The 19,910-nt window shown below is 70.8% G+C and carries 23 protein-coding genes; 14 read left to right on the forward strand and 9 right to left on the reverse strand.

The genetic code is table 11. The annotated features are described in order from the left end of the window. Positions 1-840: an SDR family oxidoreductase gene (locus ACFO0B_RS22015; protein WP_378614420.1), complete on the forward strand. Its 840-nt coding sequence runs from the start codon at positions 1-3 to the stop codon at positions 838-840. On the opposite strand, the gene ACFO0B_RS22020 is transcribed toward ACFO0B_RS22015, so the two are convergent. Beyond that, entirely contained in the window at positions 841-2,046 is a 1,206-nt protein-coding gene (locus ACFO0B_RS22020; RefSeq protein WP_378614421.1) for an alpha/beta fold hydrolase, read from the reverse strand. Between the two features lie 174 nt (positions 2,047-2,220). Here ACFO0B_RS22020 and ACFO0B_RS22025 point away from each other — a divergent pair, with 174 nt between their 5' ends. Then, entirely contained in the window at positions 2,221-3,057 is an 837-nt protein-coding gene (locus ACFO0B_RS22025; RefSeq protein WP_378614422.1) for an exodeoxyribonuclease III, read from the forward strand. Here ACFO0B_RS22025 and ACFO0B_RS22030 read toward each other — a convergent pair. Beyond that, positions 3,054-3,275 carry a hypothetical protein gene (locus ACFO0B_RS22030; RefSeq protein ID WP_233016165.1) on the reverse strand — a complete coding sequence of 74 codons (222 nt, stop codon included), beginning with the start codon at positions 3,273-3,275 and terminating at the stop codon, positions 3,054-3,056. The two genes, ACFO0B_RS22025 and ACFO0B_RS22030, sit on opposite strands and share 4 nt — an antisense overlap. 313 nt (positions 3,276-3,588) lie before the next feature. Here ACFO0B_RS22030 and ACFO0B_RS22035 point away from each other — a divergent pair, with 313 nt between their 5' ends. From ACFO0B_RS22035 to ACFO0B_RS22055, 5 genes are read left to right on the forward strand one after another with little or no spacing between them, the layout of a single operon-like run. Further along, positions 3,589-4,809: a helix-turn-helix domain-containing protein gene (locus tag ACFO0B_RS22035; protein ID WP_378614423.1), complete on the forward strand. Its 1,221-nt coding sequence runs from the start codon at positions 3,589-3,591 to the stop codon at positions 4,807-4,809. Between the two features lie 44 nt (positions 4,810-4,853). Then, complete coding sequence (locus tag ACFO0B_RS22040) at positions 4,854-5,327, forward strand: NUDIX hydrolase (RefSeq protein WP_378614424.1); 474 nt, start codon at positions 4,854-4,856, stop codon at positions 5,325-5,327. 6 nt (positions 5,328-5,333) lie between these two features. Next, on the forward strand, positions 5,334-5,855 hold the full coding sequence (locus ACFO0B_RS22045) for a DUF6879 family protein (RefSeq protein WP_378614425.1): 522 nt from the start codon (positions 5,334-5,336) through the stop codon (positions 5,853-5,855). A 56-nt stretch (positions 5,856-5,911) separates the two neighbouring features. After that, the gene (locus ACFO0B_RS22050) at positions 5,912-6,403 is read left to right on the forward strand and encodes a ribonuclease domain-containing protein (protein WP_378614426.1); all 492 of its coding nucleotides are present in this window, start codon (positions 5,912-5,914) and stop codon (positions 6,401-6,403) included. Next, positions 6,403-6,861 (forward strand): barstar family protein, encoded by a 459-nt coding sequence (locus ACFO0B_RS22055; protein ID WP_378614427.1) that lies wholly within the window; start codon positions 6,403-6,405, stop codon positions 6,859-6,861. The genes ACFO0B_RS22050 and ACFO0B_RS22055 overlap by 1 nt, the downstream gene beginning before the upstream one ends. On the opposite strand, the gene ACFO0B_RS22060 is transcribed toward ACFO0B_RS22055, so the two are convergent. Beyond that, complete coding sequence (locus tag ACFO0B_RS22060; RefSeq protein ID WP_378614428.1) at positions 6,851-7,489, reverse strand: TetR/AcrR family transcriptional regulator; 639 nt, start codon at positions 7,487-7,489, stop codon at positions 6,851-6,853. The genes ACFO0B_RS22055 and ACFO0B_RS22060 overlap by 11 nt on opposite strands. Positions 7,490-7,594: 105 nt before the next feature. Between ACFO0B_RS22060 and ACFO0B_RS22065 the strand changes: the two genes are divergently transcribed. Genes ACFO0B_RS22065 through yhjD form a run of 3 tightly spaced genes read left to right on the forward strand, consistent with a single transcriptional unit; the run spans position 7,595 to position 10,610 of the window. After that, positions 7,595-8,509, forward strand: coding sequence for an oxygenase MpaB family protein (locus tag ACFO0B_RS22065; RefSeq protein WP_378614429.1), 915 nt, complete (start codon positions 7,595-7,597; stop codon positions 8,507-8,509). A gap of 22 nt (positions 8,510-8,531) precedes the next feature. Continuing rightward, complete coding sequence (trpS, locus tag ACFO0B_RS22070) at positions 8,532-9,557, forward strand: tryptophan--tRNA ligase (RefSeq protein WP_378614431.1); 1,026 nt, start codon at positions 8,532-8,534, stop codon at positions 9,555-9,557. 33 nt (positions 9,558-9,590) lie between these two features. Then, positions 9,591-10,610, forward strand: a complete 1,020-nt coding sequence (yhjD, locus tag ACFO0B_RS22075) for an inner membrane protein YhjD (protein WP_378614433.1) — start codon at positions 9,591-9,593, stop codon at positions 10,608-10,610. 71 nt (positions 10,611-10,681) lie between these two features. Here the strand turns inward: yhjD and ACFO0B_RS22080 are convergent, their stop codons facing one another. Next, positions 10,682-11,962 (reverse strand): D-alanyl-D-alanine carboxypeptidase family protein, encoded by a 1,281-nt coding sequence (locus ACFO0B_RS22080; RefSeq protein WP_378614434.1) that lies wholly within the window; start codon positions 11,960-11,962, stop codon positions 10,682-10,684. A gap of 32 nt (positions 11,963-11,994) precedes the next feature. After that, positions 11,995-12,891 carry a phenylalanine 4-monooxygenase gene (locus ACFO0B_RS22085; protein ID WP_378614435.1) on the reverse strand — a complete coding sequence of 299 codons (897 nt, stop codon included), beginning with the start codon at positions 12,889-12,891 and terminating at the stop codon, positions 11,995-11,997. A 156-nt stretch (positions 12,892-13,047) separates the two neighbouring features. Between ACFO0B_RS22085 and ACFO0B_RS22090 the strand changes: the two genes are divergently transcribed. Together ACFO0B_RS22090 and ACFO0B_RS22095 are read left to right on the forward strand one after the other, a co-directional pair. Further along, positions 13,048-13,251 carry a type II toxin-antitoxin system VapB family antitoxin gene (locus tag ACFO0B_RS22090; RefSeq protein WP_378614437.1) on the forward strand — a complete coding sequence of 68 codons (204 nt, stop codon included), beginning with the start codon at positions 13,048-13,050 and terminating at the stop codon, positions 13,249-13,251. A 60-nt stretch (positions 13,252-13,311) separates the two neighbouring features. Beyond that, complete coding sequence (locus ACFO0B_RS22095; RefSeq protein ID WP_378614438.1) at positions 13,312-13,989, forward strand: JAB domain-containing protein; 678 nt, start codon at positions 13,312-13,314, stop codon at positions 13,987-13,989. Positions 13,990-14,048: 59 nt separating this feature from the next. On the opposite strand, the gene ACFO0B_RS22100 is transcribed toward ACFO0B_RS22095, so the two are convergent. From ACFO0B_RS22100 to sdhC, 4 genes are read right to left on the reverse strand one after another with little or no spacing between them, the layout of a single operon-like run. Further along, the gene (locus ACFO0B_RS22100; protein ID WP_378614439.1) at positions 14,049-14,822 is read right to left on the reverse strand and encodes a succinate dehydrogenase iron-sulfur subunit; all 774 of its coding nucleotides are present in this window, start codon (positions 14,820-14,822) and stop codon (positions 14,049-14,051) included. Continuing rightward, entirely contained in the window at positions 14,822-16,591 is a 1,770-nt protein-coding gene (gene sdhA / locus ACFO0B_RS22105; RefSeq protein ID WP_378614440.1) for a succinate dehydrogenase flavoprotein subunit, read from the reverse strand. Before sdhA ends, ACFO0B_RS22100 begins: the two co-directional genes overlap by 1 nt. 15 nt (positions 16,592-16,606) lie before the next feature. Then, on the reverse strand, positions 16,607-17,038 hold the full coding sequence (locus ACFO0B_RS22110) for a succinate dehydrogenase hydrophobic membrane anchor subunit (protein ID WP_233016181.1): 432 nt from the start codon (positions 17,036-17,038) through the stop codon (positions 16,607-16,609). Between the two features lies 1 nt (position 17,039). Next, positions 17,040-17,438: a succinate dehydrogenase, cytochrome b556 subunit gene (sdhC, locus tag ACFO0B_RS22115; protein ID WP_378614441.1), complete on the reverse strand. Its 399-nt coding sequence runs from the start codon at positions 17,436-17,438 to the stop codon at positions 17,040-17,042. Between the two features lie 485 nt (positions 17,439-17,923). Between sdhC and ACFO0B_RS22120 the strand changes: the two genes are divergently transcribed. Continuing rightward, on the forward strand, positions 17,924-18,331 hold the full coding sequence (locus tag ACFO0B_RS22120; RefSeq protein WP_378614442.1) for a cytidine deaminase: 408 nt from the start codon (positions 17,924-17,926) through the stop codon (positions 18,329-18,331). Positions 18,332-18,418: 87 nt separating this feature from the next. Beyond that, positions 18,419-19,708 carry a thymidine phosphorylase gene (locus tag ACFO0B_RS22125; protein ID WP_378614443.1) on the forward strand — a complete coding sequence of 430 codons (1,290 nt, stop codon included), beginning with the start codon at positions 18,419-18,421 and terminating at the stop codon, positions 19,706-19,708. Positions 19,709-19,910: the final 202 nt, after the last annotated feature.

Genomic DNA, 19,910 nt, shown 5'->3' on the forward strand with positions numbered 1-19,910 from the left:
ATGGCAACGGCAACCACCATCGCGGGCAAGGTCGTCGTCATCACCGGCGGCGCGCGCGGCATCGGCTTCGCCACCGCGAAGCACCTGCGTGACCAGGGCGCCCAGGTGGCGATCGGCGATATCGACGAGGCGAAGGTCAAGGAGGCGGGCGCCGACCTCGGCCTCGAGGTCTACGGCAGGCTCGACGTCACCGACCCGGACTCCTTCGCCGCCTTCCTGGATCAGGTGGAGCGCCAGCTCGGCCCGGTGGACGTGCTGGTCAACAATGCCGGGATCATGCCTGCGGGCCGTTTCGACGAGGAACCGGACCGGGTGAGCCGCCGGATCATGGACATCAACGTGCACGGCGTGATCGTCGGCAGCAAGCTCGCCACCCAGCGGATGGCGCCGCGGCGCAGCGGCCACGTCATCAATATCGCCTCGCTGGCCGGCGAGGCGCCGACGCCCGGCCTCGCCACCTACTGCGCCAGCAAGGCGGCGGTGCTCGCGCTCACCGACACGCTGCGGGCGGAGTACCGGGAGCAGGGCGTCGAGTTCTCCGCGGTGCTGCCGACCTTCACCAATACCGAGCTGGTCTCGGGCACCGCGGGAGCCAAGGGCATGAAGAACGCCGAGCCCGAGGACATCGCGGCGGCGGTCGCCGGGCTGATCGCCAAGCCGAAGCGCCGGGTCGCGGTCACCAAGCTGGCCGGGGCGCTGGTGGCCTCGCAGTACTTCCTGCCGACGAAGGTGAGCGAGTACCTGGCGCATGCCTTCGGGCTGGAGAAGGTCTTCCTCGACGATGTCGACACCGCCGCGCGCAGCGCCTACGAGCGCCGCGCGCGGGGCGAGGACGAGTAGCTACAGGGCGCGCAGCCGGTTCCGGCTGGCGTAGACGTGCTCGGCGATGAGCGTGGCGATCCGGTCCGGCGCCTCCAGCATGGGGACGTGGCCGACGCCGTTGACCAGGATGCGGTCGGCGGAGTCGGGGAGTTCGGTCAGGTAGCGGCGGGCGTAGACCCGGTTCGGGATCACCCGGTCGTACTCGGCCAGCAGCAGCCGGACCGGGGTGCCGAGCGTGGCGAGGTCGGGGAGTGCGGGGTGGCGCACGCCGCCGAGCAGCAGGGGAACCATGGCCGCGCACTGCAGGACGGCCTGCACGGCGGCGCTGGAATCCCGGCTCGCGATCCGGCCGGGGTGCTTGGCCAGCGCGTACCCGGCCAGCCTTCGCACGACCGGGTTGTCCATCGGCCGCACCCCGATCCGCTTTCCCGCCTCGGCGAGCGGGACCAGCGCGAGGAACTTCAGCCCCACCCGGAACTGGGTCAGGCTCGGCGAGCCCCAGCCGCCCGCCGGGGCGATCAGCGTCAGCGTGCGGGCCCGGCCGCGCCGCGCCAGCTCGGCGCCGATCCAGCCGCCGAGCGAGTTGCCCGCGATATGGCAGGTGCGCCAGCCCTTCTCGTCCAGCATCCGCTCGACCTCGTCGGCCAGTTTCCCCACGTCGAGGGGGCCGTCGACCGGGGGGCCGCCCCAGTGGCCAGGCAGTGCGGGCGCGAAGACCTCGCAGCGCGCCGCCATCCGCGCCGCCACCTGCTCCCAGCAGTGCGGGGAGAGCAGGAAGCCGTGCAGGAGCAGCAGCGGGTCGCCGGAGCCGAGGTGCAGCGCGGCGATCGGCTGCGGGCGGGCCGGAGTCGGGCGCTTCGCCTTCGGCGCCGGCTCCGGGGCCGGGCGCGCGGGCAGCGTGGTCACTCGCCGGGTGCCGTAGTGGCGGGTCAGCGGCTCCTCGCCAGGCGTGCCCGTGGCGATTACCGATTGCGATCCGTGCGCTGCCGGAGCTGCCGTGCGCTGTGCGCCGTGCGCTTCGGCGCGGGCGATACCCGACCCGGGCGGGATGGTGTCCGCGGACGCCGGGGCCCCTGCGGGCGCGGCGGCCGGGAACGGCTCGCCTGCGGCGGTGGCGAGCGCGGGCGCATGCGGAACGGCCGCGTCGAGCGGCCCGACCCTGCGGCGGCGGACGAAGGTGGCACGCGGGAAAGTGCGGCGGAATGAACCGGTGTCGGACGACATCGTCGGCACCCCTTCCTGGGCGGTGACGGCGGTGTCGCGGCGCCCGGGGGACGTTCGCCGGGGCCGGTCGGCTCCGGAGTTGCGGAGCCCGCCGGTGCGGTGGGCTCCCGCGGACGCCCGGTGCCGGGTGTGGCGCCGGGAACGTACGTGTGACCAGCATTGTACGGTTTTCGGGTGCCAGGAATCATCACAACGGTGAACGTCAACGGCGTCCGGGCGGCAACCGGCAAGGGGCTGCTGGAGTGGTTGGCTTCGACCGAGGCCGACGTCGTCTGCCTGCAGGAGACCAGGGCCACCGACGCCCAGACCCGCGCCGCGCTCGCCCCCGCGCTCGGGATGTGGCACCTGGTGAACGCCGAACCGGGTGCGAAGGGCCGCGCCGGAGTCGCGATCCTCTCCCGGCAGGAGCCGTCGGCCGTCCGGATCGGCTTCGGCAGTGCGGAATTCGACGGGTCCGGACGGTACGTCGAGGTGGACTTCGACGGGTTGACCGTCGCCAGCGTCTACGTCCCCTCCGGCGATGTCGGCACCCCGCGCCAGGACGAGAAGTTCCGCTTCCTCGCCGAGTTCGGCGCACACCTGGCGGCTCGCGGCGGTGCCGCTGTCGTGGCGGGCGACTGGAATATCGCGCACACCGAGCGGGATTTGAAGGCTTGGAAAGCCAATCGCAAGTCGTCCGGGTTCCTCCCCGAGGAGCGGGCCTGGATCGACGGACTCCTCGCAGACGGGTGGGTGGACGTCGTCCGCGCCCTGCACCCCGAGGGTGACGGCCCGTACTCCTGGTGGTCCTACCGCGGCCGCGCCTACGACAACGACACCGGCTGGCGCATCGACGCGGTCTTCGCGACCCCTGAGGTCGCGCACTTCGCGGAGTCCGCGCGCGTGGAGCGGGCGGCGACCTACGCCGAGCGGTGGTCCGATCACGCTCCGGTCACGGTCGGATTCAGCGAGCTTCCGGGGATCACCGGCACCCGGACCGGCATGGCCCTGGCGGGAAGCCGCACCTCCTAGGTGATCAGGTACAGCCGTTCGTTCGGCAGACGGCGAAACTGCGGAGCGCAGTCGCTGTCCACCCGCACCGCATCCACATACCGGCGTTCCGCGTGCTCCTGCACGAAGATCAGCGCCGCTGTCAGGCAGGCGATGTAGTCCAGCGGTATTCCGCCGAGCCGGATGCTCAGGTGCACATCCGGCTCGTCGGGCGCCGGAGAGGCGGGCATCGGCAGCACGGGACGTTCTCGCCCGCCGGGAGTCGGCCCCTCCCAGTTGCGGAGCGCGACTGCGACGGCTTCCACCGTCTCCGCTGAGACAGCGCGGTGTTGCCCCCGTGTCCGAGGAAACGGAACACGTTGTGGCAATGACCTTCTCATCAGTTCCCCCTTCGCTGCCTGGTTCGCGCTCGACACCAGGAACGGACACCGGTGCCGAGCGCTGGGGAAAGACGGTAGGAAGTCCGGGCACCTGCGCGGGGTACATTTCCTACCCCCCACGGAGCCGATACCCTTGATGCGAGGTGACACCAGGCGGGAAGGTGGTCCCACGATGACAATCGACGAACTCCCGATCGGGATGCGAATCAAACGGCTGCGGACACGGAGGGGCATGTCGAGGCCGGTGCTGGCCGGACTTCTCGGCCGGTCCGCCGAGTGGGTCAAGGCCGTGGAGAACGGCCGTATCAAGACCCCGGCGCTACCGATGCTGCTCCGCATTGCCCGGGCTCTCGAAATCAAAGACCTGGCTGAGCTGACCGGAGACGGTTACGCGGTCCCCGTCGGCGTATTCGCCGGCGAACGACATGCGGCACTGACCGACGTGCAACAGGCGCTCACCGATTACCGAACGCACAACGCGTCACGACCGGAATCGGTGGGGCACCTGGCGGTGCGCCTGAATCAGGCTTGGACGATTCGTCATTCCAGCCCGGATCACAGAACACAACTGGGTGCCCTGTTACCCGGTCTTATCCGGGATGCGCAGGGCGCGGTACGAGCCGGCGGACCGGACCGCCGATCCGCACGCCGGGTACTTGCGGGCGTCTATCAACTGGCGGATTTCTACGTCGCCTATCAACCCGCCCCTGAGCTGGTCTGGCTCGTCGCCGACCGGGCATTGAACGAGGGGTACGAATCCGACGACCCCTACGTCATCGCCTGTGGCGCCTGGGCGATGGTCCAGGCGCTGCGGGATTCGGGGCGTTGGGAGGAAGCGATCGGCCTCGCCCGGACAGCGGGTGAACGAATCGCTCCCTATCTCGATCGCGACAACACGCCGAACGATTGGCACGGCATCGCCGGGGCGCTGGACGCCGAGCTCGCCTACGTCCACGCTCGCTGCGGTCGGCATGGTGAAGCATGGGCGTACTGGGAGAGGGCCGATCGGGTGGCCAGTGCGCTCGGCGCTGACTATCGGCACGTCCAGACCTCGTTCTCGATGCCGGTCATGGCAGCACACGCCACGACCCTCGGCGTGGAATTGCGACGATCCGGAGAAGCGGTGCGGGCAGCGAACAGCTTCGACGCAGGCAGCATCGCGTCGGTGCCGCGACGATCCCGCCACTTCATCGAGGTGGCGCGAGCACACACGCAGCGTGCTGAACACGCGGTCGCATTCGCGCTGCTGGACAAGGCGGCACAAACCGCGCCCGAGACTATTCGGTACAACGGTTTCGCGCGGGAGATGTTGCACGGGTTGCGGAAGAATCCGCCATCGGGGTTGCGCACCGATATTCGGCGATTGTGCGATGAGGTCGGTATCGCGGCGTAGTCGGGCAGTGCGCGGCAGTGTCACATCGACGCAAGGATTCGCGAGTGGGCGCACGGCGTGATCACTACCGAGACCCGGACGCGCCACTTCCGAACTCGCTGAAGCCGGGGGCTGCGGCACTGGTCACCGATGAGTGCGGACGCGTGCTGATGCAGCGCCGCGGTGACTCGGGCAACTGGTCGCTTCCCGGCGGGATCATGGAAGTGGGCGAGACGCTGGGAGAGTGCGCGGTCCGGGAGACCCGCGAAGAAACCGGGCTCGATATAGCGATCACCGGGCTGCTCGGCATCTATACCGACCCCGCGCACGTGATCGCACACGCGGATGGCGAGGTCAGGCAGGAGTTCGCGGTGGTGTACTACGGCCAGGTGATCGGCGGGGAGATCTCGATATCCGACGAGTCGACGGAAGTGAAGTTCCTCGGTCTCGAAGAGCTGGAAGCGCTGCCTGTGCACGATACAGTCCGGATTCGACTGCGGCATCATGCCGAGCAGCGACCGAGCCCTTATCTGGGATGAGGTTCGGTGCGCTATCTACAGTCTGAGCCGCCGGATTGGACCTCCCTTTTGGGCGAATGCCGGGCGGAGGCGTTCCACCTCGAGGTCCGGGACGCCTATGCCGTGCCCACCGAGTCGGAGCGGTTCCGTCGCTTCCTCGAGGGTGCGCCCGCGCTGCCGGACGAGCACAAGAACCGGTGGAACGATCTCATCCGGGAGACCACGGCGCGGGGCGTGATCGTGGGCCGGGTACGGGTTGTCACCGTCCCGCACACCGACTATCACCGCTGGCTGTTGTCGGTCACCGATTCGAACACTGCGGCGGGTGAGGTCATTCGATATCTGCCGCGGCATCTGGCCGGAGAGGTGCCACCCGATGATTGGTGGCTCATCGACAATGAACGGGTCGTCTACAACCTGGTCGGTGCAGACGGGAAACCGGCGGGGCTGGCGGTGACCACCGATCCCGCGATCGTGGGGTACTCCCGGAGCGTGAAAGAACGGCCATGGGCGCTGGCCATCCCCTATCGCGAGTACATCAGCCGGTGACCGGGTGACGTAGATTCCTGTGTCATGACGAAAAGCCGCAGCGCTGAGCAGCACCGATGAGCGAGGCGCAGAAGGGCAGAAGCCCCCTGACCAAGGTGCTGATCGCGCTCGGCGGGTTGGTCGTGATCGTCCTGGTCGGACTGTTCGCGCGCGGTGGCGACGACCAGGGCAGCGCCTCGCCCTCGGTGGCAGCGACAACGACGCAACCGGCGAAATCCACGACCGCGACCGGCGAACGGAACGCCCCGGTCACCGCCCAGGCCCCGGACGTCCCGGCCCGCGCCTACGACACCCTGACGGAGATCGACGCCGGCCGCTGGCCGGACTCCGCCAACGCCCCCGGCACCAAGGGCGGCGACCGCTGGCAGAACCGCGAAGGCAACCTCCCGCGCACCGGCACCGACGGCAAACCCGTCACCTACCAGGAGTGGGACGTCAACCCCAAGCAGCGCAACCGGAACCGCGACGCCGAGCGAATAGTCACCGGCAGCGACGGCACCGCCTGGTACACCGGCGACCACTACGCCACCTTCACGAGGATGCGCTGATGACCAGGCCGATCCCGCTGGCCCGCTTCCTGACCCCGGACGACGCGGAGCCCCCGCTCGGCTCGCTCGCGGTGGACCCGGCCGAATTCACCGAGGTCCGGCACCGTGCGCCCGCCGGTTTCGTGGTGCGCGAACTGCGCGGCAGCCGGATGCGCACCGTGAGCGGGCTATTCGACGAGTTCGCGGCCGCCTTCCAGTTCCCGTACTACTTCGGCGCCAACAAGGACGCCTTCGACGAGTGCCTGCGCGATCTCGACGAGAGCCTCGGCGCGGCCACGGGGTACCTCGCGGCCATCAGGGATTCGGCGGAGCTGCTGGCCGAGCAGCCCGCCGAGCGGGGCTGGTTCGCCGACGCCATGCGGGACGGCGCGGAGTACTGGGCGCGCCGCGAGGTCCGGTTCCGGGTGGTGCTGCAGGGCGAGCCGGCCCCGGTGCGCGCGGTGCCGCTCACGCTCTGAAGCGGCGCGCCAGATCCTCGCCGAGCAGCACGAACACCTCGGTGGTGTGCTCGATCAGCTGCTCCTTGGACATCGTGAGGTCGCCCTGCAGCCAGACGGTCAGGGTCTGTACCAGGCCGCCGACGAGGTAGGTGGCGCGGAAGTCGATGAGCGGATCCGAGGTGGGGTCGGTGACGCCGTAGAAGTCGCCGCCCTGGGCCGCTACCAGCCGGGCGAAGGCGCGGACGGTGGCGTTGGTGCGGGCCCGCAGCTCGGGGGTCGCCATGCCGGCGATCAGCGCGACCTCGGCTTTGCGCGGGTCGTCGGTGAGCAGGTGGATGCCTGCCGCGATGGCGGCGTGCGCCTTGGCGCCCGGCTCGTCGGGAGCGGTGCGCAGCGCGGTCAGGATGGTGGCGGCGAGCTCCTCGGCGATGCTGTCGATCAGCGCGGTGAGCACCGCGTCCCTGCTGTCGAAGCTCTCGTAGTAGTACCGCTCGTTCAGCCCGGCCGCGGTGCACAGCCCGGAGACGGTGAGCTTGCCGAGGCCGTGCGTGCCGATGATCTCCAGCGCCGCCGTGAGCAGGGCCGATCGCCGCTGCGCCCGCCGCTCGTCGGCGGAGACGCCGCCGTAGGTCCGCTGGGCTGTCACAGTCTCGATTCTGACACGGCCGTGTTCCGGCTCCGCCCGGTTGCCTCGGACCATAATCTGGGGGATCATCTTGCCAGATGCCACGAACGGAAGGCGGCACCCCCGATGAGCACCGGATACTTCGCGGACAGCTCGATGGCCAGGCGGGTCATGAGCAAGCGCATCGTCGGCCTGACGTACGGGCAGCGCGCCCTCGTCGTCGGCGCGGTGAACCCGCTGCTCTACGTCGGCACGGCGGAGAACACCGCGCACCGCGCCACCCCGTACACCCGGCTCGCGCTCACCGGCAGGCTCTTCGAGGCGGTCTTCCTCGGCACGAAGGACGAGGCCGACCGGGCCCGTGCCTACACCGCGCGCAGGCACGCCCCGGTGCGCGGCGCGCTGCCCGAGGACGCGGGCGCGCACCACCCGGCGGGCACCGCGTACTCCGCGAACGACCCGCACCTGATGTTCCTGACCATGGCCTTCACCTTCGACTCCGCCGAGGTCATGTACGACCTGCTGGTGCGCCGGCTCACCGACGGCGAGCGCGAGGGGCTCTACCAGGACTACGTCCGGTGGGGCGAGCTCTTCGGCATGCCGCGCGGCGCGGCCCCCGCGAGCTACCGCGGCTTCCGCGCGTACTTCGACGGCTACCTCGCCTCGGACGAGCTGTTCCTCACCGAGGAGGCGAAGCTGGTCGGCTCCTACCTGGCCGGGCAGAAGGTGCCGTACCCGCAGCGGCCGCCGCTGCAGCAGGTCACCTCCGGCTTCTTCCTGCTGGTGCAGGGCAGCCTGCCGCCGCGTATCCGGGAGATGTACGAGATGCGCTGGGGGCTGCGCGAGGAGGCGGGGTACCGGGCGCTGGTGCGGGCGGCCCGCGCCGCGCACCTGCACCCGCCGCTGCTGCCGCCGGTGCTGCGCTCCACGCTGGCCGGGCCGAGCGCGCCGATGTACAAGCTGGTCTCGAAGCGCGAGCAGGAGCTGGTGCGCACCGGAAGGCCGAGCATGCCGGGGGTGGACACCCGGAATTCCGCTTGATGGGCCGTGCGAAGATCGGGGCATGTCCAGCCCCGCGCAGCCCGGTGAGCGCAAACAGCGCGTGCTCTCCGGGATCCAGCCGACCAGTTCCTCGTTCCACCTCGGCAACTACCTGGGTGCGCTGCAGTACTGGGTCACCATGCAGGACGACTACGACGCCCTGTACTTCATCCCGGACCTGCACGCCATCACCGTCCCCCAGGACCCGAAGGAGCTGCGCGCCCGCACCCGCGGCGCCGCCGCGCAGCTGCTCGCCATCGGCATCGACCCGGCGAAGTCGACGCTCTTCGTGCAGAGCCAGGTGCCCGAGCACGCCGAGCTCGCCTGGGTGCTGAGCTGTATCACCGGCTTCGGCGAGGCGAGCCGGATGACCCAGTTCAAGGACAAGTCGCTCAAGCAGGGCGCGGACAACACCACCGTCGGGCTCTTCACCTACCCGGTGCTCATGGCCGCGGACATCCTGCTCTACCGCCCGCACCAGGTACCGGTCGGCGAGGACCAGCGCCAGCACCTGGAGCTCACCCGAAACCTCGCGCAGCGCTTCAACACCCGCTTCAAGAAGACCTTCGTCGTCCCCGAGGCGCACATCGTGAAGGGCACCGCCAAGATCTACGACCTGCAGGACCCGACGGCCAAGATGAGCAAGTCGGCCTCGACCGACGCCGGGCTGATCAACCTGCTGGACGACCCGAAGGTGACGGCCAAGAAGATCCGCTCCGCGGTGACCGACACCGAGCGCGAGATCCGCTTCGACCAGGCGGCCAAGCCGGGCGTCAGCAACCTGCTGGTGATCCTGAGTTCGGTCTCCGGTACCCCGATCGCCACGCTCGAGAAGGATTACGCGGGTAAGGGTTACGGCGACCTGAAAGCCGATGTCGCCGCGGCCCTTGTCGAGTTCGTCACCCCGTTCCGCGCGCGGGTCGACGAGTACCTGAGTGATCAGGGCGAACTCGACCGCATCCTCGCCGCCGGTGCCGCGCGGGCGCGCGAGATCGCCGGCAACACGCTCGCACAGGTTTACGATCGGGTGGGGCTGCTCACTCGGTGAGTAAGCGCGGGGGCCGAGCCGAGGGGCGAGACCATGCAGGTGATCGACGACACCAAGGCCGGGATCGAACGGCGCATCCAGGCCCGGCCGTGGCTGGACCACCTGGTCCGGGCCGGTGGCCGCTACCAGCGGCAGCGGGGTGACTACTACGCCGCCGGGATTACCTACTTCACCGTGCTCTCGCTCTTCCCGCTGCTCATGGTGGCCTTCGCGGTCGCCGGGTTCGTGCTCGCGGGCAACCCCGACCTGCTCGGCGAGGTGCAGCAGAAGGTCATCGAGAACGTCCCCGGCTCGATGGGCGACCAGCTCAACGACCTGATCGACCAGGCCATCCGCTCGCGGAGCACGGTCGGGGTGCTCGGCCTGCTCACCGGCGTCTACACCGGGCTCGGCTGGATGACGAACCTGCGCGCCGCGCTCACCGAGCAGTGGGACCAGAAGACCGAGGAGGGGAACTGGTTCACCACCAAGCTCTCCGACTTCGTCGCGCTGCTCGGGCTCGGGCTGGCCATGGCGGTCTCGCTCGGGCTCTCCGGGCTGGCCTCCAGCGGGCTCGGCGAGTGGCTGCTGCGGTTCTTCAAGCTCTCCGAGCTGCCGGGGGCGCGGTTCCTGCTGGTGCTGATCGGCATCGTGCTCGGCTCACTCGCCTCGTGGGCGGTGTTCTGCTGGATCATCGCGCGGCTGCCGCGCGAGCCGGTCACGCTGAAGAGCGCGGCGAAGGCGGCGGCGATCGCCGCGGTGGTGTTCGAGGTGTTCAAACTGGTGGCCTCGCTCTACCTGCAGACGGTACTGAGCAGTCCGGCCGGGGCGACCTTCGGGTCGATCATCGGCCTGATGGTGTTCAGCTACATCACCTATCGGATCGTGCTCTTCGCGACGGCGTGGGCGGCGACCGCCACGGAGAACGAGCGCGAGGTGACGATTCCCGCGCCCGCGCCCGTCGTCATCGAGCCGCGGGTCGGGCCCGCCGGGACCACGGCCGCGGCGGGGGCCGCCTGGTTCGGCGCGGGCGCCGCTGCCGCGCTGGGAGTTTGGTTGCTCCGCAAGCGCTGAGCGGAAATGCCACGGTGGCCGCGCCCCGCGGCTGCTGCCGGGCAGGCCGGGCGGCGCGCCCGGCCCCCGGATCAGCGGCGGCGGTTGACGCTGCGGGCGGCGACGAGCAGCGCCAGCACGACGAAGACGCCCGCTGCGATGAAGAAGATCCGGGCGCGGTCGCGGGTGTCGCTCGCCGCGGGCAGGTCCCGATCGCCGGGGTCGGCGGCGGGCGGCGCGGCCAGCGTCGGACCCCCGCCGGCCGGCGCGGCGGACGCGTCCGGCAGGGTGCCGACCCCGCCTCCCCGCCGCACGGCGAACCCGTAGTCGAGCAGCCGAGCCGCCTGCTCCCACGGCCGCAGCGGCAGCACATCCGCCTTGAGCAGCGTCACCACCAGCCTGCGGCCGCCACGCTCGGCGCCGGCGACGAAGGTCTGCCTGGCGTCGTCGGTGAACCCGGTCTTGCCGCCGAGCGCACCCTCGTAGTTGTAGAGCAGGTGGTTGTCGTTGCCGATCACGAAGCCCGGGTGGTCGGGGTCGCCGGGGATCCGCGGATCCGGCGGGAAGCCGGGGAAGTCGATCTGCTCGGTGCGGATGAACTCGGCGAACCGCGGCTCGCCCATGGCTTCGCGGAAGATCACCGCCAGGTCGTAGGCGGAGGTGCTCATGCCGGGGCCGTCCAGCCCGGACGGCGTCGCGGCCCTGGTGTCGAGCGCCCGCAGCGAGCGCGCCAGGTCGTTCATCTTCGCGACCGCGACCGGGTCGCCGCCGAGCTGGGCGGAGAGCGCGTGCGCGGCGTCGTTGCCGGAGGCCATCACCAGTGCCTGCAGCAGCTGCCGGTTGGTGTAGCGCCCGCCGGGGCCGATGCCGACCCGGGTTCCCTCCACGTCGGCGTCCGCGGCGGTGCCGGTGACCACGGTGTCGAGTTTCAGCGCGCGCAGCGCGACCGTGGCGAGCAGCACCTTGATGGTGCTCGCGGGCCGGTAGCGGCCGTGCGGATCCTTGGCGGCGAGCACCTCGCCGGTGTCCAGGTCGGCGACCACCCAGGCGGTGGCGGAGATGTCGGCGGGCACGGGTCCGGCCGAATCGGGCAGTACGACACCGCATTCCGCCATCCGTTTGCCACCGATGGCAGGTGACGGCACCGGCAGCGGCTCGGGCGCGCGCTCGCCCGGCTCGGGCACCTCGGAGGCGTCGATCGGGGCGGGCGGCTTGGTCCGCTGCGCGCAGTCGCCGGTGTCCGGCGTGCTGAACGGGGTGGTGGTCGGCGGTGGAGCGGGCTGGGCGAGGGCCGGCGCGGCCACGGCGCCGGCGAGCACGGCGGCGGTGGCCAGCACCGCGGCGACCGCGCGCCACGGGTCGCGAGTGATCATCAGGGAGAAGGGTATCCGGTCTGCTCGGCCGGTCAGACGGGTAGCCGCCCGTCCCTGGCGCAGCGGGCGGGGGTGTCGTCGTCCATGCCGGTGAAGAAGGCGCCGAGCACCTCCTCGACCTCGGTGAACGAGCGGGCGCAGTAGAGCACCGGCTGGTAGTGCGTGATGTCGTAGCCGGCGGTGCCCATGGCGGCCACGTCCAGCGGGCGCAGCCGGGCCGCGCGGAACTCCTCGATCTCGCCGTACGAGGAGAGCAGCCCGGCCCCGTAGCAGCGGACCTCGCCGCGCTCCCGGAGCACCCCGAACTCCAGCGAGAACCAGAAGACGTCGGCGAGGAACTTCAGCGCGGCATCGGTGCGCAGCCGCCGCGCCGCCGCGCCGACCGCGACGTAGAGCGCGGCCAGCCTGGCGCTGGCCAGCTGGGTGCCGTGCCCGACGATCTCGTGCACCGCGTCCGGCTCCGGGGTGTAGAGCGGCGCGCTGTGGTGCCGCAGGTACTGGGTGGCGTGGAAGACCCGGTCAGCGAACGAGCCGAAGAACTGGCGCAGCGGCACCAGCCCGGCCGCGGGCGCGTAGCGGAACCCGCTCAGCGGCGCCAGCGCGGCGGAGACCTGGTCCAGCTGCGGCACGTGGTCCGCCGGCAGCCCGAATTCCCGGGCCGCGAGCCGGATCTCCGCGCAGGCGTAGCTGCGGTGCTTGCGCGCGAGTTCGGCGGAGACGGTGCGCCAGACGGCGTGCTCGCGCTCGGTGTAGGCCACCCGGGGGGCGGGCTCGCCCGGGGTGTGCGCCAGCGCCAGCGCCGCGATGGCGTCGCGGCGGGCCCGGTACTCCCGGTCCTGCGCGCCCGGGTGCTCCGCGCTCAGCCGGACCCGGACCGCGCCGTCGCCGCCGCGGGTCACCGGCGAGTAGAGCTGCGCTTCGGTGAACATGTCCCGATGCAAGCACCGCGGGCCCGGCGCGGCAACGCGCCCCGCCGCAGCTGTACACACTGCTCAGCTGGGTGAGCTGCGCTGCGTGATTCGGAGCGAAGCCCTCGCGTCGGCGGCGTTCTTGACGCAAGATGGCGAATGTAAGAAGGAGGACGCATGCGTACAGTGCGGATCGATCTGGACCAGCAGCTGCTGGCCGCTGCCGCCGCCATCATGGGCACGTCGAACAGCAATGCCACGGTCAACGAGGCGCTGCGCCGGATCGTCGTGCACGAGCGCCAGCTGCGGCACCTGGAGCGGCTGGCCGCGGATTCGCTCGCCGCGCTGCCCCCGCGCGAACCGGTCGTGCTCGACGGCTGACCGGTCTGTCGGTACCCCCTGGCACCATGGCAACCCTGCACCGTGCACGGAGGGGGTTCGATGTCGGTACCGTTGGCCGGTCTACCCGGTGACCAGCGTCCGAGGGAGCGGCTGCTCGCGCTCGGGGCGCACGCGCTCACCGACGGTGAGCTGCTTGCCCTGCTGTTGCGCGAGGGCAATCGCGGCATCGGCGTCATCGATCTCGCGCACGCCCTGCTCGCCGAGTACGGCGGGCCCGCCGGGCTGGCGGCCGCGCGGCCGGAGGAGCTGGCCGGGCGCACCGGGATGGGCGTCGCCAAGGCATCGACGGTGGTCGCCGCCTTCCACCTGGCCGCGCGGGCCCGCGGCGCCGCACCCGGGCGGCTGGTCGCCGGCGCCGCCGATGTCGCCGCGGTGGCGTCCCCGCTGTTCACCGGCGCGCGGGTGGAGTTGCTGCTGGTCCTGGTCTGCGATGCCAGGCATCGGCTGCGGCACCGGGTCTTCGTCGCGCAGGGCGCGCTGGACCAGGTGGCGGTCCCGGTGCGGGAGATCCTGAACACCGTGCTCAGGCACGACGGCCGCGCCTTCGCCGTCGTGCACAACCACCCCTCCGGCGACCCGTCGCCCAGCTACGACGATCGACGCGCCAGCACGGTGCTCGCTGCCGCGGCGGGTACCGTCGGGCTTCGCTTCCTCGGCCACGTCGTGCTCGCCGGTGAGCGCTGGTCCCGCGCGGATCCGCTGCCGGACGGCTGGTGAGACGGCCACGGCCGCCCTCGCACGGGGCGAGGGCGGCCGTGGCCGCGGAACCGGGGAACTCAGCGGGCGAAGAGTAGGGCCCGCTTGACCTCCTGGATCGCCTTGGTCACCTCGATGCCGCGGGGGCACGCGTCGGTGCAGTTGAAGGTGGTGCGACAGCGCCAGACACCCTCGACGTCGTTCAGGATGTCGAGCCGCTCGCGCGCGCCCTCATCCCTGCTGTCGAAGATGAAGCGGTGCGCGTTCACGATCGCGGCCGGGCCGAAGTAGCTGCCGTCGTGCCAGTACACCGGGCACGAGGTGGTGCAGCACGCGCAGAGGATGCACTTGGTGGTGTCGTCGAACCTGGCACGGTCGGCCTGGCTCTGGATCCGCTCGCGGGTCGGCTCGTTGCCCGAGGTCATCAGGTAGGGCTTCACCGCGCGGAACGCGTCGAAGAACGGCTCCATGTCGACGATGAGGTCCTTCTCCACCGGCAGGCCGCGGATCGGCTCGACGGAGACGGTGATGCTCTTGCCGTCCTTGGGCAGCATGTCCTTCATCAGGACCTTGCAGGCCAGCCGGTTCACCCCGTTGATCCGCATGGCGTCGGAGCCGCAGACCCCGTGCGCGCAGGAGCGGCGGAAGGTGAGTGTGCCGTCCAGGTAGGACTTGATGTAGGTCAGCACGTTCAGGAACCGGTCGGTGGTGAGCACCGGCACCTGGAACGACTCCCAGTGCGCGCCGAGATCGTCCTCCGGGTTGAACCGCGCCACCTTGACGGTGATCATGGTCGAACCCTCCGGCACCGGCGCCGCGGCGGCCGGGGTCGACTTGTCCAGTACGGCAGTCATCAGTACTTACGCTCCATCGGCTCGTAGCGGGTCTGCACGACCGGCTTGAAGTCGAGGCGGATGTCGGAGAGCAGCTCCGCGCCCTCCTTGTACGCCATCGTGTGCCGCATGAAGTTGACGTCGTCCCGATCCGGGTAGTCCTCGCGGGCGTGGCCGCCGCGCGACTCCTTGCGGTTCAGCGCGCCGGCGACGGTGACCTCGGCCAGCTCCAGCAGGAAGCCGAGCTCGACCGCCTCCAGCAGGTCGCTGTTGTACCGCTTGCCCTTGTCCTGCACGGTGATCCGCGCGTAGCGCTCCTTGAGCGCGTGGATGTCGGTGAGCGCCTGCTTCAGCGTGTCCTCGGTGCGGAACACCGACGCGTTGTTGTCCATCGACCGCTGCAGCTCGGTGCGGATGTCGGCCACCCGCTCGTTGCCGTGGTCGGAGAGGATCAGCGCGAGCCAGTCCTGCACCATGGCCGCCGGGTTCTCCGGCAGCTCGACGAACTCGGAGCGCTCCGCGTACTCGGCGGCGGCGATGCCCGCGCGCCTGCCGAAGACGTTGATGTCGAGCAGCGAGTTGGTGCCGAGCCGGTTGGCGCCGTGCACCGAGACGCAGGCGCACTCGCCCGCGGCGTACAGCCCGGGCACCACGTTCTCGTTGTCGCGCAGCACCTCGCCGCGGATCCGGGTCGGGATGCCGCCCATCACGTAGTGACAGGTCGGGAAGACCGGGACCAGCTCCTTCACCGGGTCGACCCCGAGGTAGGTGCGGGAGAACTCGGTGATGTCGGGCAGCTTCTCCTCGAGCACGTCCGCGCCGAGGTGGGTCACGTCGATGTAGACGTAGTCCTTGTTCGGGCCCGCGCCGCGGCCCTCGAGCACCTCGAGCACCATCGAGCGGGCGACGATGTCGCGCGGCGCGAGGTCCTTGATGGTGGGGGCGTAGCGCTCCATGAACCGCTCGCCCTCGGCGTTGCGCAGGATGCCGCCCTCGCCGCGGACCGCCTCGGAGATCAGGATGCCGAGCCCGGCCAGCCCCGTCGGATGGAACTGGTGGAACTCCATGTCCTCCAGCGGCAGCCCCTTGCGGAACACGATGGCCATGCCGTCGCCGGTCAGCGTGTGCGCGTTCGAGGTGGTCTTGTACATCCGGCCGGAGCCGCCGGTGGCGAAGATGATCGACTTCGCGTGGAAGACGTGCAGCTCACCGGTGGCCAGCTCGTAGGCGACGATGCCGGTGGCGACCGGGCCGTGGTCGGTCTCGGTGAGCACCAGGTCGAGCGCGTAGAACTCGTTGAAGAACTCCACGTCGTGCTTGACGCAGTTCTGGTACAGCGTCTGCAGGATCATGTGGCCGGTGCGGTCCGCGGCGTAGCAGGCGCGGCGCACCGGCGCCTTGCCGTGGTCGCGGGTGTGCCCGCCGAAGCGGCGCTGGTCGATCCGGCCCTCGGGCGTCCGGTTGAACGGCAGCCCCATCTTCTCCAGGTCGAGCACCGCGTCGATGGCCTCCTTGGCCATGATCTCGGCGGCGTCCTGGTCGACGATGTAGTCGCCACCCTTGACGGTGTCGAAGGTGTGCCACTCCCAGTTGTCTTCTTCGACGTTGGCCAGCGCCGCGCACATGCCACCCTGGGCCGCGCCGGTGTGGCTGCGGGTCGGGTACAGCTTGGTCAGGACGGCGGTCCTGGCCCGCGGCCCCGCCTCGATCGCCGCGCGCATGCCCGCGCCGCCCGCGCCGACGATCAGGACGTCGTAGCGGTGCTCTTGAACAGGACGAATGTCTGTCATCGAGGGTGCCTGTTCCTAACTGATGTTGGGGTCGAAGGTGAAGATGACGTACGTGCCGACGCTGACGATCAGGATGATCGAGATCGCGAGCAGCGAGTTCAGCCAGAACCGGGTCGAGTCCTTGCGGGAGTAGTCCGCGATCACGGTGCGCAGCCCGTTGCCGCCGTGCAGCTGGGCCAGCCAGAGCATCGACAGGTCCCAGACCTGCCAGAACGGGCTCGACCAGCGGCCGGCCACGAAGGCGAAGTTGAGCCGCTTCACGCCGCCGTCGAGCAGCAGCATGATCGACATGTGGCCGATCACGAGCACGATCAGCAGCAGCCCGGAGAAGCGCATGAACAGCCAGGCGTACTTCTCGAAGTTGCTGCTCGCCCGGCCGCGCGGCGAACGCGGCAGGTCGAGGCTGGCCGGGCGGTCGTAGGACTTTCCGAGGACGGGTGCAGACATCTCAGTGCTCCGTGAAGAGGTAGAAGAACATCCGGCCGATGGCACCGCCGGCCAGCACCGCGGTGATGCCGAGGATGATCCAGAGCATCAGCTTCTGGTGGCGCGGCCCCTCCGACCAGAAGTCGACCAGGATGACCCGCACGCCGTTGAGCGCGTGGAAGAGCACGCAGACGACGAGCCCCATCTCCATGAGCGCGACGAGGGGATTCTTGTACGTCTCGATCGTGTCGTTGTAGGCCTCGGGGCTCACCCGAACCAGGGCCGTGTCCAGCACGTGGACGAAAAGGAAGAAGAACAGCGTGACGCCGGTGATCCGATGCAGCGCCCAGGACCACATTCCGGGGTCGCCTCGGTACAGCGTCTTCCGCTTCGGCTGAGCCGGAGCTTCGATCGTGGTCATAGCGTGCGGTGCCTCCAACGTCGTTGATGGACCCGGTCACAGATCCGACGCCGGCTGCGTGGAGGGGGCGAATGCCCAGGTGGCTGCGCTCCGGCCCGCCGCCGGGAAACTGAACCGTTCTGCGATCGACTCTAATCCTCCGGGTTTGCCGGAACTAATTCGGCGTGCCGTGCGTTGCGCGACACCCGTTCGAGTTAGGCTTACCTTTGTCGCAGCGGAAAGGGTTGTCGTACGGCCTCCGCGTGCCCGTTTCCGGCCCGCCGGAGTGGGTGCTCCCACCCCTGTTTCGGGGGCCAAATCCCCTGTACGGCAGGGGAAAAGCAGAGTAAACCGGGATCGTCCCCCGGGTTCTCCGCATTCCGCTCCGGAAGCGGGGCGGTGATGCGCTGCTCGGTATTGCGGAGCGGCGCAATGTGGAAAATGTCTCACCGCGTTGCCGCCTTCTTCCGAAAGCTACTCGGCGGTAATGAAGAAAACGAAAGTGGATGCCGATGACGATCGACTGGACGGCCCTGCGCGGAAGCGCGCGCGACGCCATGGAGCGAGCCTACGCGCCCTATTCGCGCTTTCCGGTCGGCGCGGCGGCGCTGATCGGCGATCGGGTGGTCACCGGCTGCAATGTGGAGAACGTGTCCTACGGCCTCGGGCTGTGCGCGGAGTGCGTGCTGGTCGGCACTGCCGTTGCCACCGGCGGCGGGCGGCTGCGCGCGGTGTCGGTCTGCGACTCCAGGGGCGCGATCCTGATGCCGTGCGGTCGCTGCAGGCAGGTGCTCTTCGAGCACGGCGGCGCGGAGCTGCTGATCGACCATCCGTCCGGGCCGAAGCCGCTCGGAGAGCTGCTGCCCGACGCGTTCGGGCCGGACGATCTCGCGGCGGTCGAGCGGCAGCGCTGAGTCTCCGCCCCCGCGGCGGCAGCCCGACGCCCGAACGGCGGCTTCACGGCCCGGCACGGGCGGCGCCCCTGTGCCACACTCGGCCGCGTGAGGGCACTCGACGCGGTTTCGATCATCACGGCCAAGCGCGACGGCGGCGAGCTCGCCGACGAGCAGATCGACTGGGTCATCGACGCCTACACCCGCGGCGCGGTGGCCGACGAGCAGATGGCCGCGCTGGCCATGGCGATCGTCTGGCGGGGGCTCGACCGCAGGGAGACGGCGCGCTGGACCGCCGCGATGATCGCCTCCGGGCAGCGGATGGACTTCACCGACCTGCCCCGGCCGACCGTGGACAAGCACTCCACCGGCGGGGTCGGGGACAAGATCACGCTCCCGCTCACGCCGCTGGTCGCGGCCTGCGGCGCGGCGGTGCCCCAGCTCTCCGGGCGCGGGCTCGGGCACACCGGCGGCACGCTGGACAAGCTGGAGGCGATCCCGGGCTGGCAGGCCGACATCTCGGTCGCCCGGATGCGCGAGCTGCTGGCCGACCCGGCGATCGGCGCGGTGATCTGCGCGGCGGGCGCCGGCCTCGTCCCGGCGGACCGCAAGCTGTACGCGCTGCGCGACGTCACCGGGACGGTGGAGTCGGTGCCGCTGCTCGCCAGCTCGATCATGAGCAAGAAGATCGCCGAGGGCACCGCGGCGCTGGTACTCGACGTCAAGGTCGGGGCAGGCGCCTTCCTGCCCGACCTGGCCGACGCGCGGGTACTCGCCCGCACCATGGTCGAGCTCGGCACCGATGCGGGGGTGCGCACCACCGCCCTGCTCACCGACATGGACGCCCCGCTCGGCCACACCGCGGGCAATGCGCTCGAGGTCGCCGAATCGGTCGAGGTGCTCGCCGGCGGCGGGCCGGCGGACGTGGTCGCGCTGACCCTCGCGCTCGCCCGCGAGATGGTCGCCGCCGCCGGGCTGGACGCCGACCCGGCCGAGGTTCTGGCCTCCGGGCGCGCCATGGATCACTGGCGGGCCATGATCGCCGCCCAGGGGGGCGATCCGGACGCCCCGCTGCCGCGCGCGGCGCACACCGAGACCGTCACCGCCGCCGCGGACGGTGTGCTCACCCGGCTCGACGCCCGCGCGGTCGGCGACGCCGCCTGGCGGCTGGGCGCGGGCCGGGCCCGCCAGGGTGACCCGGTGCAGGCGGGCGCGGGCGTGGTCATGCACGCGAAGCCCGGGGAGTGGGTCCGCGCGGGCGCCCCGCTCTTCACCCTGCACACCGACACCCCCGAAGCCTTCGAACGCGCCCGCGCCGCACTGGACGGCGCCACCACCATCGACGCCGACGCGGGCGACACCCCCGCGGGCCCTCTGATCCTCGATCGGATCGGCTGAGGACCGCCGCCGCCTCCCGGGGCCACACACCGATCGGGCGCCGCCTGTCGCGCTCGCGTGGGCGCGGGCGCACCCGTGGGCCGCGAGCGTGGCCGGAGCGCGTCTCTGCGCGGTGACGCCGCGGCGAACCGGAACCGGCCCGGGGGCGAGCGCCCGGTGAACCAGCACTGCCACAGCCGGTAACCAGGGGTACGCGGGCGCC

The sequence above is a fragment of the Nocardia jiangsuensis genome, from assembly GCF_042650385.1.
GTDB lineage: Bacteria > Actinomycetota > Actinomycetes > Mycobacteriales > Mycobacteriaceae > Nocardia > Nocardia jiangsuensis.

Coding starts and splice junctions, on each gene's coding strand:
- ACFO0B_RS22015 (WP_378614420.1), top strand. CDS start 1: ATGGCAACGGCAACCACCATCGCGGGCAAGGTCGTCGTCATCACCGGC.
- ACFO0B_RS22020 (WP_378614421.1), bottom strand. CDS start 2,046: ATGTCGTCCGACACCGGTTCATTCCGCCGCACTTTCCCGCGTGCCACC.
- ACFO0B_RS22035 (WP_378614423.1), top strand. CDS start 3,589: ATGACAATCGACGAACTCCCGATCGGGATGCGAATCAAACGGCTGCGG.
- ACFO0B_RS22050 (WP_378614426.1), top strand. CDS start 5,912: ATGAGCGAGGCGCAGAAGGGCAGAAGCCCCCTGACCAAGGTGCTGATC.
- ACFO0B_RS22055 (WP_378614427.1), top strand. CDS start 6,403: ATGACCAGGCCGATCCCGCTGGCCCGCTTCCTGACCCCGGACGACGCG.
- ACFO0B_RS22065 (WP_378614429.1), top strand. CDS start 7,595: ATGAGCACCGGATACTTCGCGGACAGCTCGATGGCCAGGCGGGTCATG.
- trpS (WP_378614431.1), top strand. CDS start 8,532: ATGTCCAGCCCCGCGCAGCCCGGTGAGCGCAAACAGCGCGTGCTCTCC.
- yhjD (WP_378614433.1), top strand. CDS start 9,591: ATGCAGGTGATCGACGACACCAAGGCCGGGATCGAACGGCGCATCCAG.
- ACFO0B_RS22080 (WP_378614434.1), bottom strand. CDS start 11,962: ATGATCACTCGCGACCCGTGGCGCGCGGTCGCCGCGGTGCTGGCCACC.
- ACFO0B_RS22085 (WP_378614435.1), bottom strand. CDS start 12,891: ATGTTCACCGAAGCGCAGCTCTACTCGCCGGTGACCCGCGGCGGCGAC.
- ACFO0B_RS22090 (WP_378614437.1), top strand. CDS start 13,048: ATGCGTACAGTGCGGATCGATCTGGACCAGCAGCTGCTGGCCGCTGCC.
- ACFO0B_RS22095 (WP_378614438.1), top strand. CDS start 13,312: ATGTCGGTACCGTTGGCCGGTCTACCCGGTGACCAGCGTCCGAGGGAG.
- ACFO0B_RS22100 (WP_378614439.1), bottom strand. CDS start 14,822: ATGACTGCCGTACTGGACAAGTCGACCCCGGCCGCCGCGGCGCCGGTG.
- sdhA (WP_378614440.1), bottom strand. CDS start 16,591: ATGACAGACATTCGTCCTGTTCAAGAGCACCGCTACGACGTCCTGATC.
- ACFO0B_RS22110 (WP_233016181.1), bottom strand. CDS start 17,038: ATGTCTGCACCCGTCCTCGGAAAGTCCTACGACCGCCCGGCCAGCCTC.
- sdhC (WP_378614441.1), bottom strand. CDS start 17,438: ATGACCACGATCGAAGCTCCGGCTCAGCCGAAGCGGAAGACGCTGTAC.
- ACFO0B_RS22120 (WP_378614442.1), top strand. CDS start 17,924: ATGCCGATGACGATCGACTGGACGGCCCTGCGCGGAAGCGCGCGCGAC.